The 16,855-nt window shown below is 62.0% G+C and carries 15 protein-coding genes; 3 read left to right on the forward strand and 12 right to left on the reverse strand.

Annotated elements, in window-relative coordinates; genetic code table 11:
• Position 1 precedes the first annotated feature (1 nt).
• A complete protein-coding gene (locus PMI24_RS13505; RefSeq protein ID WP_007954746.1) occupies positions 2 to 400 on the reverse strand; it encodes a YbaY family lipoprotein in 399 nt (132 codons plus the stop codon).
• A 51-nt stretch (positions 401 to 451) separates the two neighbouring features.
• Positions 452 to 2,956 carry a glycerol-3-phosphate 1-O-acyltransferase PlsB gene (gene plsB / locus PMI24_RS13510; RefSeq protein ID WP_007954748.1) on the reverse strand — a complete coding sequence of 835 codons (2,505 nt, stop codon included), beginning with the start codon at positions 2,954 to 2,956 and terminating at the stop codon, positions 452 to 454.
• Between the two features lie 237 nt (positions 2,957 to 3,193).
• Between plsB and PMI24_RS13515 the strand changes: the two genes are divergently transcribed.
• Positions 3,194 to 3,403, forward strand: a complete 210-nt coding sequence (locus PMI24_RS13515; RefSeq protein WP_007954750.1) for a cold shock domain-containing protein — start codon at positions 3,194 to 3,196, stop codon at positions 3,401 to 3,403.
• 123 nt (positions 3,404 to 3,526) lie between these two features.
• Here PMI24_RS13515 and PMI24_RS13520 read toward each other — a convergent pair whose 3' ends face one another.
• The 4 genes from PMI24_RS13520 to PMI24_RS13535 all read right to left on the reverse strand — a co-directional run bounded on the left by PMI24_RS13520 (position 3,527) and on the right by PMI24_RS13535 (position 8,630).
• On the reverse strand, positions 3,527 to 3,904 hold the full coding sequence (locus tag PMI24_RS13520; RefSeq protein ID WP_007954752.1) for a hypothetical protein: 378 nt from the start codon (positions 3,902 to 3,904) through the stop codon (positions 3,527 to 3,529).
• Positions 3,905 to 3,979: 75 nt separating this feature from the next.
• Positions 3,980 to 4,789 carry a putative RNA methyltransferase gene (locus tag PMI24_RS13525; RefSeq protein WP_007954754.1) on the reverse strand — a complete coding sequence of 270 codons (810 nt, stop codon included), beginning with the start codon at positions 4,787 to 4,789 and terminating at the stop codon, positions 3,980 to 3,982.
• Entirely contained in the window at positions 4,789 to 5,940 is a 1,152-nt protein-coding gene (gene dapE / locus PMI24_RS13530; protein WP_007954755.1) for a succinyl-diaminopimelate desuccinylase, read from the reverse strand. The genes PMI24_RS13525 and dapE overlap by 1 nt, the downstream gene beginning before the upstream one ends.
• A 98-nt stretch (positions 5,941 to 6,038) precedes the next feature.
• Positions 6,039 to 8,630: a glycosyltransferase gene (locus tag PMI24_RS13535; RefSeq protein ID WP_007954757.1), complete on the reverse strand. Its 2,592-nt coding sequence runs from the start codon at positions 8,628 to 8,630 to the stop codon at positions 6,039 to 6,041.
• 274 nt (positions 8,631 to 8,904) lie between these two features.
• Here PMI24_RS13535 and tcdA point away from each other — a divergent pair, with 274 nt between their 5' ends.
• Entirely contained in the window at positions 8,905 to 9,723 is an 819-nt protein-coding gene (gene tcdA, locus PMI24_RS13540; protein WP_039769652.1) for a tRNA cyclic N6-threonylcarbamoyladenosine(37) synthase TcdA, read from the forward strand.
• 25 nt (positions 9,724 to 9,748) lie between these two features.
• On the opposite strand, the gene PMI24_RS13545 is transcribed toward tcdA, so the two are convergent.
• The 4 genes from PMI24_RS13545 to PMI24_RS13560 all read right to left on the reverse strand — a co-directional run bounded on the left by PMI24_RS13545 (position 9,749) and on the right by PMI24_RS13560 (position 12,915).
• Positions 9,749 to 10,153, reverse strand: coding sequence for a SufE family protein (locus tag PMI24_RS13545; protein WP_007954760.1), 405 nt, complete (start codon positions 10,151 to 10,153; stop codon positions 9,749 to 9,751).
• On the reverse strand, positions 10,150 to 11,355 hold the full coding sequence (locus PMI24_RS13550) for an aminotransferase class V-fold PLP-dependent enzyme (RefSeq protein ID WP_007954761.1): 1,206 nt from the start codon (positions 11,353 to 11,355) through the stop codon (positions 10,150 to 10,152). Before PMI24_RS13550 ends, PMI24_RS13545 begins: the two co-directional genes overlap by 4 nt.
• A 131-nt stretch (positions 11,356 to 11,486) precedes the next feature.
• Positions 11,487 to 12,521, reverse strand: a complete 1,035-nt coding sequence (gene dapD, locus PMI24_RS13555) for a 2,3,4,5-tetrahydropyridine-2,6-dicarboxylate N-succinyltransferase (protein WP_007954762.1) — start codon at positions 12,519 to 12,521, stop codon at positions 11,487 to 11,489.
• Positions 12,522 to 12,552: 31 nt separating this feature from the next.
• On the reverse strand, positions 12,553 to 12,915 hold the full coding sequence (locus PMI24_RS13560; protein ID WP_007954763.1) for an ArsC family reductase: 363 nt from the start codon (positions 12,913 to 12,915) through the stop codon (positions 12,553 to 12,555).
• A 182-nt stretch (positions 12,916 to 13,097) separates the two neighbouring features.
• Here PMI24_RS13560 and PMI24_RS13565 point away from each other — a divergent pair, with 182 nt between their 5' ends.
• Positions 13,098 to 14,729, forward strand: coding sequence for a Na+/H+ antiporter (locus PMI24_RS13565; RefSeq protein ID WP_007954765.1), 1,632 nt, complete (start codon positions 13,098 to 13,100; stop codon positions 14,727 to 14,729).
• A gap of 7 nt (positions 14,730 to 14,736) precedes the next feature.
• On the opposite strand, the gene PMI24_RS13570 is transcribed toward PMI24_RS13565, so the two are convergent.
• Both PMI24_RS13570 and dapC read right to left on the reverse strand, forming a co-directional pair.
• Positions 14,737 to 15,465, reverse strand: coding sequence for a M12 family metallopeptidase (locus PMI24_RS13570; RefSeq protein WP_007954766.1), 729 nt, complete (start codon positions 15,463 to 15,465; stop codon positions 14,737 to 14,739).
• 166 nt (positions 15,466 to 15,631) lie between these two features.
• Complete coding sequence (gene dapC / locus PMI24_RS13575; RefSeq protein WP_007954767.1) at positions 15,632 to 16,831, reverse strand: succinyldiaminopimelate transaminase; 1,200 nt, start codon at positions 16,829 to 16,831, stop codon at positions 15,632 to 15,634.
• Positions 16,832 to 16,855 lie beyond the last annotated feature (24 nt).

The raw sequence follows: 16,855 nt of genomic DNA on the forward strand, positions 1-16,855 counted from the left end.
ATTAGCGGGCGGCGTCGACGCGGATCTTCAGCGGCTGCGGATCCTTGCCATCAAGCTGCACGGAATGGTTTTCGGTGGTGATGAACATCAGCTCGCCGTTGACTTCAATGCGTGCGCTGACCGAGTAGCGGTGGCCGGGTTTGACCTGGGCCGGATCGTAGCTCAAGTGGAACGGCAGCGGCACCTGGCCTTTGACCGGGCCTTTCTGTTCGTCGAGTACCACGGCCGGAGCATCGGCCAGCGAGACGTCCTGCAGGCTCACGCTCAGGGTCGCACTTGGCGGCAGGGCGATGCGTTGCAGGTAGAACACTTCGCCGTCGAGGCTGACTTTGCCGGCCGGTGCGGTCGACTGGCAGGCGCTGAGTAGCGTGGCGGCGGCAAGCAGGGAAAGTTTTTTCATCGGAGATCTCCGTATCGACGGCGCCAGAAGAAGCCTGGCGCCTGTAGGAATTTAGTCGCTTTGCACAGGGGCGGCGACCTGATCGGCCGCATCTTCGCTGCGATGCAGGGCTACCTGACGGATCGACAAGCGAATCTCCGCCGGCAGCACCCGTTTGGCCGCACCTTCGGCCAGTTCGCCGAGCAGTTCGTGGTAGCTCAACTTGCCGGCTTCGTCGCGACGCAGTACGTCGAGGTCGAGCAGGGTCTGGATGAAATGGCGGAACAGGCTCTTGTCGAAGAATTCCGGCGCGTTGAGGCCATGCAGGATCGACAGGCGCTGGGCCATGACCGTGCACAGGTCTTCCAGTTCTTCGGCGCTGATGGTGTTCTGGCCTGCGTTGAGTAGCAACGACACGGTCATGTAGAAGCGTTGCAGGGTCTGGGCGATGCTCTTCGACAGCAGGGTCAGGAGCACGAAATGCCGCGAGCTTGGCGCCGGGCGCAAGTACACGTCTTTCTCGAAACGCAGCAGGCCTTGTTCGACGAACGCGTCCAGCCACTGATCGATCACCGCGTCCAGTTCGTCCAGGGTCCAGCGGATGAACAGCTCCGATTGCAGGTACGGATACAGCGCGCGGGTGTAGCGCAGGATCTGTTCGCGGCTCATGCGCGAGGCGCTCTGGAAGAAACTCGCCAGCAGCGCCGGCAGGGCGAAGATGTGCAGCACGTTGTTGCGGTAGTAGGTCATCAGGACGGCGTTTTGCTCGTCCAGGTACAGAATCTTGCCCAGCGCATCGTTCTGCTCGGACAGCAGATCCATGTCCTTCACGTGCTCGATCAGCGCCCGGCCATCGCCTTCCGGCAACGTGGTATGCGGCGAGTACGGAACCTTGCGCAGCAATGCCAGATACAGATCCAGCACTCGCGCCATGGCTCGATCGTCGAGTGCCAGTCGGGTGGTCGACAGCAGCGCCAACGCCACCAGGTTGACCGGGTTGATCGCCGCTGCTTCGTTCAGGTGCTGCGCGACTTTCTCGCCGAGGCGGTTGGTGGTTTCGTTGAGCCAGGCCGGTTTGTACTGCGGGCCGAGTTCCTGCTGGCGCCAGTCCGGCTGTTCGCTGTCGAGGAATTCGGCGAGTTTGATCGGCTCGCCGAAGTTCACCGCCACCTGGCCAAAGCGCTGCTTGAGCGCGCCGATGACTTTGAAGATGTCGAAGATCGATTCTTTCTTCTTGCTCGCGCCACGCAGTTCGCCGAGGTAGGTCCGGCCTTCGAGCACGCGCTCGTAACCGATGTACACCGGCACGAACACGATCGGCATCCGCGACGAACGCAGGAAGCTGCGCATGGTGATCGCGAGCATCCCGGTTTTCGGTTGCAGCATGCGCCCGGTGCGGGAGCGACCGCCCTCGACGAAGTACTCGACCGGGAACCCTTTGGTGAACAGGGTGTGCAGGTATTCGTTGAACACCGAGGTGTACAGCGGATTGCCCTTGAACGTGCGGCGCATGAAAAACGCGCCGCCACGGCGCAGCAGGCTGCCGATCACCGGCATGTTCAGGTTGATCCCGGCGGCGATGTGCGGCGGGGTCAGGCCGTTGCGGAACAGCAAGTACGACAGCAGCAGGTAGTCGATGTGGCTGCGGTGGCACGGCACGTAGATTACTTCGTGACCCTGGGCGACCTTCTGCACGCCTTCGATGTGGTTGACCTTGATCCCGTCGTAGATCTTGTTCCAGAACCAGCTCAGCACCACTTCCAGAAAACGGATCGCGGTATAGGTGTAGTCCGAAGCGATCTCGTTGCCGTAGCGCAGGGCCTGGGCCTTGGCTTTTTCCGGGGAGATGTTTTCGCGCTCGGCTTCGTCGAGGATCGCTTGCTTGACCAGCGGTTGGTTGAGCAGGCCTTTGACCAGGTTGCGGCGGTGGGAAATGTCCGGGCCGATCACCGCAGCTTTCAGATTGCGGAAGTGCACCCGCAGGATCCGCTGGGCCATGCGCACGGTGCGTTCGTGGCCCTTGTTGTGTTCGATCAGCTCGCGCAGGTGGATCGGCGCCGAGAATTGCACGCGGGTCTTGCGCCCCAGAATCATGATGCTCAGCAGGCGACGCAGACGCCCGGTGACGGCCCAGCTGTCGGCGAACAGCAGTTTCCACGGGCTGTTTTCGCTGTCCGGCGACTGGCCCCAGAACACGCTGACCGGAATGATCTGCGCGTCTTCGGCAGCATTCTGGCTCAGGGCGCTGACCAGTCGGGTCAGGGTTGGTGGCGCACCGCGCTTGTCCTGGCGGCCGAGCCAGTCCGGATCCGGCGTCAAGTAGAAGAACGCCGCCGGTTCGATCAGCGAACCCACGGACACCGGCAGCACCGGGCGCGGCAGGCCGGCCTTGGTGCACTCGGTGTCGACAACCGCCAGATCAGTCAGCGATGGATTTTGCAGGACGTAGAACACCGGACGACTGCGGTCGAGGTTGAGGGTGAACGACGACTGGTTGATCGTCTCGGAGCGAACCCAGAGATACAACAGTCGGCGCAAGGTGCCAAACACAAGACGGCGGAACGGGGAACGGGTCATACGGCTTCTGCGTGAGTGGATAAACCGAGCGTTTGCTCGGGCGGTCGACAGTTTGCCGTATTGGGCGAAAATCGGCAAAAAAGCGGCGAAGTAATCTCCTGTTGAGAGTTTTGCCGCCTGTCATATACTCGGCGATCTGTCGCCGGGGCCCTTTTATGGACGTCGGACGCAGGCTGACGTTCCTCAAAGGCTTTCCTGCGAAAAGCCTGTTCAATAATAAAAAAGGAGTATGAACAGATGGCAACACGTGAAACCGGCAACGTGAAGTGGTTCAACGACGCCAAGGGCTACGGCTTCATTCAGCGCGAAGACGGGGTGGACGTGTTCGTGCACTACCGCGCGATCCGCGGCGAAGGCCACCGTTCGCTGACCGAGGGTCAGCAGGTTGAATACGCGGTGGTGGAAGGGCAGAAGGGGTTGCAGGCTGAAGACGTTGTAGGTCTGTAATGATCGTTCCCACGCTCTGCGTGGGAATGCCTCAATGGACGCTCTGCGTCCGCTTTGGGACGCGGAGCGTCCCGGGCTGCATTCCCACGCGGAGCGTGGGAACGATCAAGCTTGAAGCTGCTTTTATGCAGTTTTCCAGGTGATTTCTTCTTCACCGTCGGCGCTGATGCGAATCCAGCGATCCGCCGTTTCCTCACCTTCTTCTTCAACCCACGTCCCCGGCGCGCAGCGCACCTCAACGTTCAGCGCAGCGAACGCGGCGCGGGCGCAGGCGATGTCGTCGTCCCACGGCGTCTGGTCGCTTTCCAGGTACAGGCTGTTCCACTTGCCCACGGCTTTCGGCAGCCAGGTCACCGGGATGTTGCCGGCCTTGCACTTGTAAGTCTGGCCTTTCTGTACCCAGTCGCTGCAAGGGCCGAGGGCGGCGCCCAGCCAGGCGGAAATGGCCTTGTGGTCGACGTCGGCGTCTTTCAGGTAAATCTCGATGTCCGGTTGGCGCATGGATGTCCTCACTGCGGGTCTGAAAAATCCATTCGCGGATTTAGCCGGCCCCGGGTCGTTGCCCGAGACCAAAAGTTATTGAAGAACGAAATAATCGTAGCGCATCGAGACGGTGGTCACGAACGGCTCGGGCTGTTCGATGACCGCCGCGCGGCGCTCGGCACTGGCGCGCCAGCCGTGGGGCGTCATCGCCAGCAGGTTGGCGCGATCCTCGGGCTTGTCCAGCGTCAATTTGAATTCCAGGGTTTCACTGTGCGCCAGCGCCATGCCTTCCGGCACCAGGGCCAAATGCTTGTCGTCGGTGTATTCGCGCACTTCGTCGTACAGGCGCTCGCGCAGTTCCATCAGATGGCCGCTGGTCGGGCCGACTTTCATCAGACCGCCGCCGACGCTGAGCAGACGCTTGGCTTCTTCCCAGTCCAGTGGACTGAAAACGCTGGCCAGAAACTGGCAGCTGCCGGAAGCCAATGGCACACGGGCCATGCTGGCGATCAACCAGGTCAGCGCCGGATTGCGTTTGCAGGCGCGCTTGACCGCCTCTTTCGAGATGTCCAGTGCGTAACCGTCAGCATCGGGCAAAGCCTCGGCGATCTGCGCGGTGTAGTAACCCTCGCCACAACCGATATCGACCCAGCGCGCCGGCGCATAACCCGCCGCCAGCTCCGCCAGGCGCTTGGCCACCGGCGCGTAATGCCCGGCGTTCAGAAAGTCGCGGCGGGCCTCGACCATCGCCTGGTTGTCGCCGGGATCGCGGCTGTTCTTGTGCTGTACCGGCAGCAGGTTCAGATAACCCTGACGCGCGCGGTCGAAGCGGTGGCCGGCGGGGCAGACCACGCCGTTGTCCACCGCGTTCAGCGGTTCACTGCAGATCGGGCACGCAAGCATCAGGCGAGCAACTTGATCAGGGTCTGGTAGTAGATCTCGGTCAGCACGTCGAGATCGGCCGCCAGCACGCGCTCGTTGACCTGGTGGATGGTCGCGTTGACCGGGCCCAGCTCAACAACCTGCGTGCCCATGGTCGCGATGAAACGACCGTCGGAGGTACCGCCGCTGGTGGACGCCTTGGTCTCGCGGCCGGTGATCTGCTTGATGCTCGACGACACCGCGTCGAGCAGCGCGCCCGGCTCGGTGAGGAACGGCAGACCGGACAGCGCCCAGTCGATGTGCCAGTCCAGACCGTGCTTGTCGAGGATGTCGGCGACGCGTTTCTGCAGGCCTTCAACGGTCGACTCGGTGGAGAAGCGGAAGTTGAACAACGCCACCAGATCACCCGGAATCACGTTGGTCGCGCCGGTGCCGGAGTTGACGTTGGAAATCTGGAAACTGGTCGGCGGGAAGAAGTCGTTGCCGTGATCCCAGTGCTCGGCAGCCAGCTCGGCGAGGGCCGGGGCAGCGAGGTGGATCGGGTTTTTCGCCAGGTGCGGATAGGCCACGTGGCCCTGCACACCGCGTACGGTCAGTTTGGCGCCGAGGGAGCCGCGACGACCGTTCTTCACCACGTCGCCCACCAGCGTGGTGCTCGACGGTTCGCCGACGATGCACCAGTCCAGACGCTCGTTACGGGCTGCCAGACGCTCGACCACAGCCTTGGTGCCGTGATGCGCCGGGCCTTCTTCGTCGCTGGTGATCAGGAACGCAACCTTGCCCTTGTGATCCGGGTAGTCGGCGACAAAGCGCTCGGCGGCGACGGTCATCGAGGCCAGGCTGCCTTTCATGTCCGCCGCGCCGCGGCCGCAGAGCATGCCGTGCTCGTCGATCACCGCGTTGAACGGGTCGATCTGCCAGGCGGTCACCGGGCCGGTCGGCACCACGTCGGTGTGGCCGGCGAAGCACAACACCGGGCCGTCGCCTTTACCGTGAGTCGCCCAGAAGTTATCCACATCTTCGATGCGCATCGGTTCCAGCTGGAAACCGGCATCGCCCAGGCGCTGCATCATCTGCTTCTGGCAATCGGCGTCGACCGGCGTCACGGACGGACGGCGGATCAGGTCGATGGCGAGTTGGAGGGTCGGCGAAAGGTCGGCGTGGGCCGTCATGGAAAACTCCGAAAGCTGGGGGGCAAGGCGCGCAAAATGGCGGTTATCTTAAAGCAAAACGGCGACCATTGGCCGCCGTTTAGTGCATCCGGAAGGATTTAGACCACCGGTGCCGGTTCAGGCGCAGCCGTTGGTTTTGGCAGCGACGACAGGAACGCCATGATCAGCGCCGCCACGTACGGCAGCGACTGCACCAGCAGCATGGCCACCCAGAAGCGCATGTCGTTGCTCGGAATGCCCTGCACCAGGAAGATTCCCAGCGCCGCGCCCCACAACAGCAGCATGATGAACAGCTCTTCCCGGGCCTCGGAAATCGCCACCCAGAAACCATGGTTGTCGGCGTTTTTCGGGGTGCGGAAGAACGGAATGCTGCTGGTGAAGAAGCCGTACAGCACCGCTTTGGCGATGGTGTGCGACAACGCCAGACCGGCCAGTGCCGCGCAGAACGCATCCTTGAGGTTCACGCCCACGGCGCGACGGTACAGGAAGATGATCTTGCCGACCTTGAACACGAACAGCGCCAGCGGCGGGATTGCGAAAATCAGCAGCGGCGGATCGACTCGTTGCGGCACGATGATCATCGCCGCCGACCACAACAGCGCGCCGACGGTGAAGAAGATGTTCATGCCGTCCGCGACCCACGGCAGCCAGCCCGCGAGGAAGTGGTAACGCTGGCCGCGAGTCAGCTCGGTGTCCTTGCCGCGGAGCAGGCTGCGGGTGTGGCGTTTGATGATCTGGATCGCACCGTAGGCCCAGCGGAAACGCTGCTTCTTGAAGTCGATGAAGGTGTCCGGCATCAGACCCTTGCCGTAACTGTCGTGGTAATACGCCGCCGACAGGCCTTTCTCGAATACCCGCAGACCAAGCTCGGCGTCTTCACAGATGCACCAGTCGGCCCAGCCCAGTTCTTCCAGAACCGAACGGCGGGTCATGGTCATGGTGCCGTGCTGGATGATCGCGTCGCGGTCGTTGCGGGTGACCATGCCGATGTGGAAGAAACCTTTGTATTCGGCGTAGCAGAGCTTCTTGAAGGTGCTTTCGTTCTGGTCGCGATAGTCCTGCGGCGACTGCACCACGGCGATTTTCGGGTCGGCGAAGTGCGGCACCATGTGCTTGAGCCAGTTCGGGTGCACGCAGTAGTCGGAGTCGATCACCGCGATCACTTCGGCATCCTTGGCGGTGTGCGGGATCAGGTAGTTCAGCGCGCCGCCCTTGAAACCGGCCAACGGCGAGACGTGGAAGAACTTGAAGCGCGGGCCGAGGGTTTCGCAGTAGTCGCGCACCGGTTCCCAGACCGCCGGGTCCTTGGTGTTGTTGTCGATGATCAGGACTTCGAAGTCCGGATAGTCGAGGTTGGCCAAAGCGTTGAGGGTCTGTTTGACCATCTCCGGCGGCTCGTTGTAGCAGGGCACGTGGATCGAGACTTTCGGGCGGTAATCCGAATCGCCGATCACCGGCAGGAATTCACGGCGACGCTTGTGAATCCACACCGCTTCGGCCAGTTCGTGGGCCTCGGTCAGCAACACGATGAACACCCCGAGCGCACCGAGCGCCAGCAGGAAGCCCACCGTCAAGCTGAACCACGTGCTGTATTGCTGGCTGTAGTCGTAACCGATCCACACCAGCACCGAACCGCACAGGAACGCGATAAAGGTCAGGAAGGTACGGCCGCGCTGACGCAGGGCCGAGCCGTCGATCATCAGCAGGGTCAGCGACAACAGCGCCAGCACCACCGAGCCGATGGCCAGCACGCGCCATTGCGGGATCGCCACCACCGGGCCTTCGAAGTTGAATTTCTGCTGGCGTGCGGCGTTGAACACGCCCCAGTAAGCGCCGACCGAACCTTCGTCACTCGCCTTCCACGGCTGGTCGAACGCTTCGATCACGAAGTAGTTGAAACCCTGACGATTAAGTTTGTTGACCAGCGTACGGAGGTAGATCGCCTGATCCGCCGGCGACGCATCGGCGCCACCGCGCATGCGACCGTTGCTCGGCCAGCCGACTTCGGACAGTAGCAGCGGCTTTTTCGGGAACATTTTTTTCAGGTCGCGGGCGCGGTCGAAAACGAACTGCCCGGCCTTGTCCACCGGAATGAATTCCCAGTACGGCAGAACGTGGGCGGCAATCAGGTCGACGTGTTTGGCCAGCTCCGGGTGCTCTTCCCAGACGTGCCACTGTTCGGAAGTGGTGACCGGCACTTTCACGGCCGCGCGCACGCGGTCGAGCAGCACGCTGAGTTGTTCGGCGGTGATTTCCTTGCGGAAGATTGCTTCGTTGCCGACGACCACGCGAACCACGCTGCGCGAGGTGTTGGCCAGTTCGATGGCGCGGGTGATTTCCCGCTCGTTACGCTCCTGGTCGGGGCTGATCCAGATCCCCAAGGTCACGCGAAGGCCGAACTCTTCCGCCAGTTTCGGGATGTCCTGCAGGGAGCCGTCGACCGAGTAGATGCGGATGTTGTCCGTCAGCTTGCTCATGATCTCCAGGTCGCGGCGCATTTCATCGTCGGACGGATACTGATCCTTCTGTGGGAACTGTCCCTGCTGGAACGGTGAATAGGAGAAACCGGAGATCTGCTCCGGCCAGTTCGGCGCGGAGACGGGGCGATTGATCAGCGCCCAGAAACCGGTAAACAGGGCGGCGATTGCCAGAACCACCACCAGGTTGAGTCCAAATTTACGCGATGACATAGCTGTGTCGGGTTCCAAAGGCTGTGGAACGAAGGGTCGGCTGGTTGACGCCAAGAGGGCGCGCATCCTACACCGGCAGTTCGCCGAGTCCTACAAGAGACAGGGAAATGCCGGACGTTGGGCAATCCAACCTGACTTAAGTTCTTTCGTTTCAGCGTGTAAGACAAATCTTTGTTACGTGCAGCTTTAATTAAAGCAGGCGCGTTCGCCGTTCATAGCGCAAAGATGCTCTTGGCCGCCGACGGCCCTATAATGCGCGCCGGTTTTTAGGGTAATGGTCATGAGTACAGAAGATCCGCGGTTTGCAGGCATCGCCCGTTTGTATGGCATCGAGGGCCTCGAGCGCCTGCGTGCAGCCCACGTGGCGATTGTCGGCGTTGGCGGCGTCGGTTCCTGGGCGGCGGAAGCCATGGCCCGTTGCGGGGTGGGCGAGATTTCGCTGTTCGACCTCGACGACGTCTGCGTCAGCAACGCCAACCGCCAGTTGCATGCGCTGGACAGCACCGTCGGCAAACCCAAGGTCGAGGTGATGGCCGAGCGTCTGCGCGGGATCAACCCGGACTGCAAGGTGCACGCTGTGGCGGACTTCGTCACCCGCGACACCATGGCCGAATACATCACGCCGAACATCGACTGTGTGATCGACTGCATCGACGCAGTCAACGCCAAGGCTGCGCTGATTGCCTGGTGCAAGCGCCGCAAGATCCAGATCATCACCACCGGCGGCGCCGGCGGGCAGATCGATCCGACGCTGATTCAGGTCTGCGACCTCAACCGTACGTTCAATGATCCTTTGGCCTCGAAAGTGCGCTCGACGCTGCGCCGCGACTACGGCTTCTCGCGCACCGTGACCCGCCATTACAGCGTGCCGTGCGTGTTTTCCACGGAACAGCTGCGCTATCCGAAACCGGACGGCAGCATCTGCCTGCAGAAGAGTTTTGTCGGCGATGGCGTGAAGCTGGACTGCGCTGGCGGATTTGGCGCGGTGATGATGGTGACGGCGACGTTCGGCATGGTCGCGGCGACCAAGGCTGTGGACAAGATTGTGGCGGGTGTTCGGCGCCCGGCGGATCGGGTCAAGCCTCAGGCCTGAAGTATAGGGCTGCGCAGCAGCCCTTTTACTGCGCCAACTCGTTCATCCGCTTGAGCACGGCATTCAAGCCATTGCTGCGCGAAGGCGACAACTGCCGCGACAGTCCCAGCTGATTGAACCAGTCCGGCAGATCAACCAACTGCAATTCGCCAGCGGTCAAACCGTTGACCCGCAACAGCAACAACGCCACCAACCCGCGAATCATCCGCGCATCGCTGCTCGCTGCGAATTGCCAGCGGTCGTCGCGCAACTCTCCAACCAGCCACACCTGGCTTTCACAGCCATGCACTCGATTGGCGTCACATTTGTCCGCATCGCTCAACGGCGGCAGACGATCACCAAACTGCATCAACAGCCGCGCCCGCTGTTCCCAGCCAGCGGCGTTCTGAAACGTTCGCAGCGCTTCGGCGGCCTCGACCGGCAGGCTCATCGCAACAACTCCAGCGCCTGATCCAGCGCTTCAAAGAAGCGCTCCAGATCCTCGGAATCGTTGTACAGCGCCAGCGACACACGGATCGCCCCGGCCAGTTCGAAACGCTTGAGCAGCGGCATCGCGCAGTGATGCCCGGCACGCACGGCGATGCCCTGTTCGGTCAGCAAGTGCGCCAGATCGGCGTTGTGCACGCCTTCGACGACAAAACTGGCCAGCGCCAGCTGCGGTTTGCCCAGCAGACGGATGCCGTTGCGGGCCGCGAGGCCACGTAACAGGTAATCGTGCAGTGCTGCTTCGTGGGCGGACACCGCGTCCTGATCCAGACCCGCGAGGTAGTCGAGAGTCGCACCAAGTCCGATCACACTGGCAATCGGCGGCGTTCCCGCTTCGAAGCCCAAGGGAGCGGGGCGGAAACGCGCGTCGTGGTAATTGGCTTCCAGCACCATCTCGCCGCCGAACTGCCACGGGCGAAGTTGCTCCAGCGCTGCGTTGCGCCCGAACAGCACGCCGAGGCCATCGGGGCCGTACAGCTTGTGGCTGGAAAACACGTAAAAGTCGCAACCTAGCGCCTGCACGTCATGCCGGCCGTGAACCACGCCTTGAGCGCCATCGACCACGGTCAGCGCGTTGTGCGCCTTGGCCATCGCCAGCAATGCCGGCAACGGTTGCCAGGCGCCAATCACGTTGGACAACTGACTGACCGCCAGCAGACGTGTGCGCGGGCCGATCAGGTGAACGGCAGCAGCGAGGTCGATCACGCCGTCCTCGTCCAGCGGCAGAATTACCAACTTCAGATCGCGACGTTGCGTCAGTTGCTGCCACGGCAGCAGGTTGGCGTGATGCTCCAGGGCGCTGATGACAATTTCATCGCCCGGATGGAAAAGATGTTCCAGGCCATAAGCCAGGAGATTCAGCGCACTGGTGGCGCCGTGGGTGAAGATGATCTGCCCGCTGTCACCGGCATTCAGCCACTGGGCAACCTTCAGGCGGCTGTCCTCGAACGCCTGCGTGGCATGGGCGCCGGGCAGATGCTGGGCACGATGCACGTTGGCCGCGCCATTGGCGTAGTAATGCGCCAGCGCGTCGAGCAGGGCCTGGGGTTTTTGCGTGGTGGCGGCGTTGTCCAGGTAAGTCTGGTCTTGCCGTTGCAGGGCGGCGATGGCCGGGAAATCGGCGCGCCAGGGGGAGGGAATCATCATCTGTTCAGCCCTGTGAACTTGGGCGGGTGTACACAAAACACTGTGGGAGCGAGCTTGCTCGCGAAGGCGTCCTTGAGGACGCCAAAAAGCTTCGCGAGCAAGCTCGCTCCCACAGGTTATCAATGTGCTGCTTAGTTGTGAGCGTGCAGCGCTTCGTTCAGTTCGATCGCCGATTTGTGGGTTTTGCATTCCACAGCGCCGGTTTCCGAATTGCGACGGAACAGCAGGTCGGTCTGACCGGCCAGTTCACGGGCCTTGACCACTTTGACCAGGTTGTTGTGCTCGTCCAGCAGCGCGACTTTAGTGCCGGCGGTCACGTACAGGCCCGACTCGACGGTGTTACGGTCGCCCAACGGGATACCGATACCGGCGTTGGCGCCGATCAGGCAGCCTTCGCCGACCTTGATCACGATGTTGCCGCCGCCCGACAGGGTGCCCATGGTCGAGCAGCCGCCGCCCAGGTCCGAACCCTTGCCGACGAATACGCCAGCGGAGACGCGGCCTTCGATCATGCCCGGGCCTTCGGTGCCGGCGTTGAAGTTGATGAAGCCTTCGTGCATCACGGTGGTGCCTTCGCCCACGTAAGCGCCCAGACGCAGACGCGCTGCGTCGGCGATACGCACGCCGGCCGGTACTACGTAGTCGGTCATTTTCGGGAACTTGTCCACCGAGAACACTTCCAGCAGCTCGCCGCGCAGACGGGCTTCGAGTTGCAGCTCGGCCAGTTCGCTGAGGTCGATCGCGCCCTGGCTGGTCCAGGCCACGTTTGGCAGCAGCGGGAAGATCCCGGCCAGGCTCACGCCGTGCGGCTTGACCAGACGATGGGACAGCAGGTGCAGCTTGAGGTAAGCCTCAGGGGTCGAGGTCAGTTGAGCATCTTCGGCCAGCAGGGTGGCGACCAGCGGCTTGTGGCTTTCAGCCAGGCGGGTCAGCAGCTTGCCTTGTACCGCGTCAATGCCTTTCACGGCTTCAGCCAGTTGGGCGGCTTGTGCGGTGGTGAAGGTGATGGCCTGGTTGCCTTCGGTGTAGCCGAGGATCGGTGCAACAGCGGCAACCAGTTCGGCCGAAGGGTTCAACAGCGGCTGGGCGTAGAACACTTCCAGCCATGCGCCTTGACGGTTCTGGGTGCCGACGCCGAAGGCAATACTGAACAGGGAGTTGGACATGTGAATACCTCTACAAAAAGTGACGGGCTGCTTACTTGAGGGCGGCCGCGTAGATATCTGGCTTGAAGCCAATCAGGGTTCGGTCACCGAGATCGAGCACCGGGCGCTTGATCATCGAGGGTTGAGCGAGCATCAGTTCGATGGCTTTCGACTGGTCGAGATCGGCTTTGCATTCGTCGTCGAGTTTGCGAAAGGTCGTGCCTGCGCGGTTCAACACCGTTTGCCAGCCATGCTCGTTACACCATTGGGTCAGGTGTTCACGGTCGATGCCGGCGGTCTTGTAATCGTGGAAGTCATAGCTGACAGCGTGTTCATCGAGCCAGGTGCGCGCCTTTTTCATGGTGTCGCAGGCTTTGATGCCGAAAAGGTGCAACGTTTTGCTTGAAACGGTCAAGGAATTGCCCCCTTTACAGGTGCTGGAAAAAAATGGTGTCGGATTATGCCATGACCAGACGGTTTCGCGGCGCCGAGGTTGCTTTTGCTGTGGGCGCCTGCGACATAGGTGCAACGGTCAGCCACAGCCTAAGCGGCTAATATGGCAGTTCAACGCTGTCGATTGTCCGGGATTTCCGCTTTATGCAAACCGCTTATACCGTCTTGATCCTGCTGATGCTGGTCAGTGTCTCGCGCCTGGTGGGACGGGTGATTCCGCTGCCGCTGCCACTGGTGCAGATCGCCGCCGGCGCCTTGCTGGCCTGGCCGACCCTCGGCCTGCACGTGGCCCTCGATCCCGAACTGTTCCTGTTTCTGTTCCTGCCGCCGCTGCTGTTTTCCGATGGCTGGCGCATGCCCAAGCGCGAATTGTGGCGCCTACGCGGGCCGGTGCTGACGCTCGCGGTGGGGTTGGTGCTGTTTACCGTGGTCGGCGCCGGTTACTTCATTCATTGGTTGCTGCCGACAATTCCATTGCCGGTGGCCTTTGCGCTGGCGGCGGTGCTGTCGCCGACCGACGCCGTGGCGGTCTCGGCCATCGCGCAAAACCGTTTGCCGACGCCGCTGATGCATATGTTGCAAGGCGAGGCGCTGATGAACGATGCCTCGGGTCTGGTGACGTTCAAGTTCGCGCTGGTCGCGGCGATCACCGGTGCATTTTCACTGGCCAATGCCAGCCTGACATTCGTGTTGGTGGCGGTCGGCGGGCTGGCGGTCGGTGTGGCGCTGAGCTGGCTGGTCGGCCGGTTACGCGCCTGGATGATTGCCCGGGGCTGGGACGATCCGGCGACTCACGTGGTGTTCATGTTGCTGCTGCCATTCGCCGCTTACGTGCTGGCCGAACGGCTCGGCGCGTCGGGCATTCTTTCGGCAGTGGCGGCGGGGATGATGCAGAGCTGGCTCGATCTGCTGCCGCGCCAGACCAGCACGCGTTTGCTCAACCGCAGTGTCTGGTCGTTACTGGAGTTCGCCTTCAATGGCCTGATCTTCCTGCTGCTGGGGCTGCAACTGCCGGACATCATTAAAGCGGTGGTCAGCCACGAGACGTCATTGTGGCCCACCCTGTTTTATCGCTGTCTCGACGTGGTGGCGATTTTCCTGGCACTGGTGCTGTTGCGCTTCATCTGGGTGCAGAGCATCTGGCGTCTGTCGGTGTTGTTGCGCCGTCTGCGCGGCAAGGGTGATCTGACGCAAGTGCCGACCGCACGTTCCTGCTGGCTGCTGACCGTCGGTGGCGTGCGCGGTGCGGTGACCCTGGCAGGCGTGATGTCGGTGCCGATGCTGATGGGCAGCGAGGCGTTCCCCGAGCGTGATCTGCTGATCTTCATCGCCGCCGGGGTGATCCTGTTGTCACTGGTGGCGGCCTGTATTGCGCTGCCGTTGCTGTTGCGCGGCATCGAAAAGAGCCCGGACGACAAACGCCGTCAGGAAGTGCGCGACGCCTGGCGCAAGACCGCCGAAGCGGCGATTCATGCGCTGGAGACCGAAGAGGTCAACCCGCAGGATGCCGCGCAAGCCGCGCTGGCAGCGGAGCTCAAGGCGCGGATCATGTCCGAGTATCGCCATCAACTGGAGGTGTTCAACGATTCGGCCGAAGCCCAGGCGCTGGCGTTCCAGATGGATCTGCTGGAGCGCCGTCTGCGACTCAAGGCGCTGCGCGCGCAACGCCTCGAGTTGTACAGCCTCAGCCGTCAGCACCAGATCGGTGATGACGTGCTGAGGGAAGTTTTGGGCGAGCTCGACTTGAGTGAGGCTAACCTGGGGCAGGTCAAATAGGAAAACCCTACTTGGGATAGAGCAATCTCATCAGGCGTTTGTCTTTCTTGCTGATCGTGCGGTTGATCGGCACCTCCCAGTTGCCCACGGTCAAAGTGTTGGCCACGGGGTGGTGCATGATCGACCTGCGGTCGTAGGCGGTGTAGATCGCGTCCAGCGTATCGAAGGAGGCGAACAGGTTTCTGTCGACCTGCTCCTCGGTCAGCGGGTTCATCTCGCGATTTTTGTAGAACTCATACACCTTGGGTTTATCCCACGGAATCTTTGCCTGTGGGTGCTGATGTTCATGCAGCGCGCCCAGCGCATGCCCGAACTCGTGCATCACGATCACTTCGAAGTCCTGGTGATCCGGCTTTACGCCTAGGTTCATGGTCGGATAGTCCGGATGAATCAGCAGCGCATCGGTGCCGAGCATCGAACTGTTGTCGTTGTTTTTAGTGGCGATGCGGATGTCGCCCAGCAGGTCATCGACGAATTCGAACGTGAGGTTGATGTACGGCAACCACTGGCTGGCGGCGTCGATGATCTTCTTTTTGTGATCGGTATCGGGCGCATCCAGGAAGGCGATCTTCAGCGTGCGGCCGTTGGCCCACAGCTTTGAATAGTTGACGACGGAGCGCTTGCGGCGAGTGCCGGTCGCGGTGCCGGCATTGGCCGGGTTTTCGTTGATGGCGGCTATATACGCCGCCTGATCGTCGGGCCATTGATTGAGTTGGCAATCGAGCAGTTCTGTCATTTTTCACTTCTTCCATGAAGTCAAAGGTCGGTTTTTAGTGATGCGCAGCGAACGGCGCCGCTCAAGACTAACGTCTGGCGCGCGGGGAGTGGGGTAGAAAAGGAGGGGAACTGTTACGTGATATTTGATCGCCCGTGCCGGATTGCCCGGCACGGGCTTTCAGGTATTACTTGTGGCGCAAAACGAAATCGCGGATGCGTTCGGCAGCCTCGACGCATTCCGCCAGCGGCGCAACCAGCGCCATGCGCACGCGCCCGGCACCCGGATTGACGCCATCGACGTCGCGGGAAAGGTACGAACCCGGCACCACGGTCACGTGCTCTTCGGCAAACAGATCACGGCAGAACGCGGCATCGTCACCTTGCACATTCGGCCACAGATAGAAGCTGCCATCGGGGCGCTGCACGTCCATCACCGGGCTGAGGATCGCCAGCACGGCATCGAACTTCTCGCGATACAGCGCACGGTTGGCGCGTACGTGTACTTCGTCATTCCACGCAGCAACGCTGGCCAGTTGGGTCTGAACCGGCATCGCGCAGCCGTGGTAGGTGCGGTACAGCAGAAAGCCCTTGAGGATGTCGGCATCGCCGGCAACGAAACCGGAGCGCAGGCCCGGCAGGTTCGATCGCTTGGACAGGCTGTGGAACACCACGCAACGCTTGAAGTCCTTGCGACCCAGTTCGGCGCAAGCGCTGAGCAGGCCCGGCGGCGGAGTCTGTTCGTCGAAGTACAGCTCGCTGTAGCACTCGTCGGCGGCGATCACGAAGTCATATTCGTCAGCCAGGGCGATCAGCTTTTTCAACACGTCGACCGGAATCAGCGCACCGGTCGGGTTGCCCGGCGAGCACAGGAACAGGATCTGGCAGCGTTTCCAGATCTCCGGCGACACCGCGTCGAAGTCCGGGTTGAAGCCGTTTTCATCCAGGCATGGCAGGTAATGCGGCTTGGCGCCGGCGAGGAACGCTGCGCCTTCGTAGATCTGATAGAACGGGTTCGGACTGACGACCAAGGCGTCGTCGCCACGGTTGACCACGGTCTGGGTGAAGGCGAACAGCGCTTCACGGGTGCCGTTGACCGGCAGCACGTTGCGCGCCGGGTCGATCCAGCCGCTCGGCACGCTGAAGCGACGCTCGCACCAGGCGGCGATGGCTTCGCGCAGGGCCGGAATGCCGAGGGTGGTCGGGTACACCGCCATCTGATCCAGATTGTTCGCCAGCGCCTCGGCGACAAAGCTTGGCGAGCGGTGCTTCGGTTCGCCGATGGACAGCGCGATCGGGCGCTTGTCCGGGTTTGGCGTGACGCTGCCGAGCAGGGCGCGGAGCTTTTCGAACGGGTAGGGCTGAAGCTGGGACAGAGCGTTGTTCATCGGTGCGGGATCTCGTGCAAAGCG

This window comes from Pseudomonas sp. GM25 (genome assembly GCF_000282255.1).
Taxonomy (GTDB): Bacteria; Pseudomonadota; Gammaproteobacteria; order Pseudomonadales; family Pseudomonadaceae; genus Aquipseudomonas; species Aquipseudomonas aphyarum.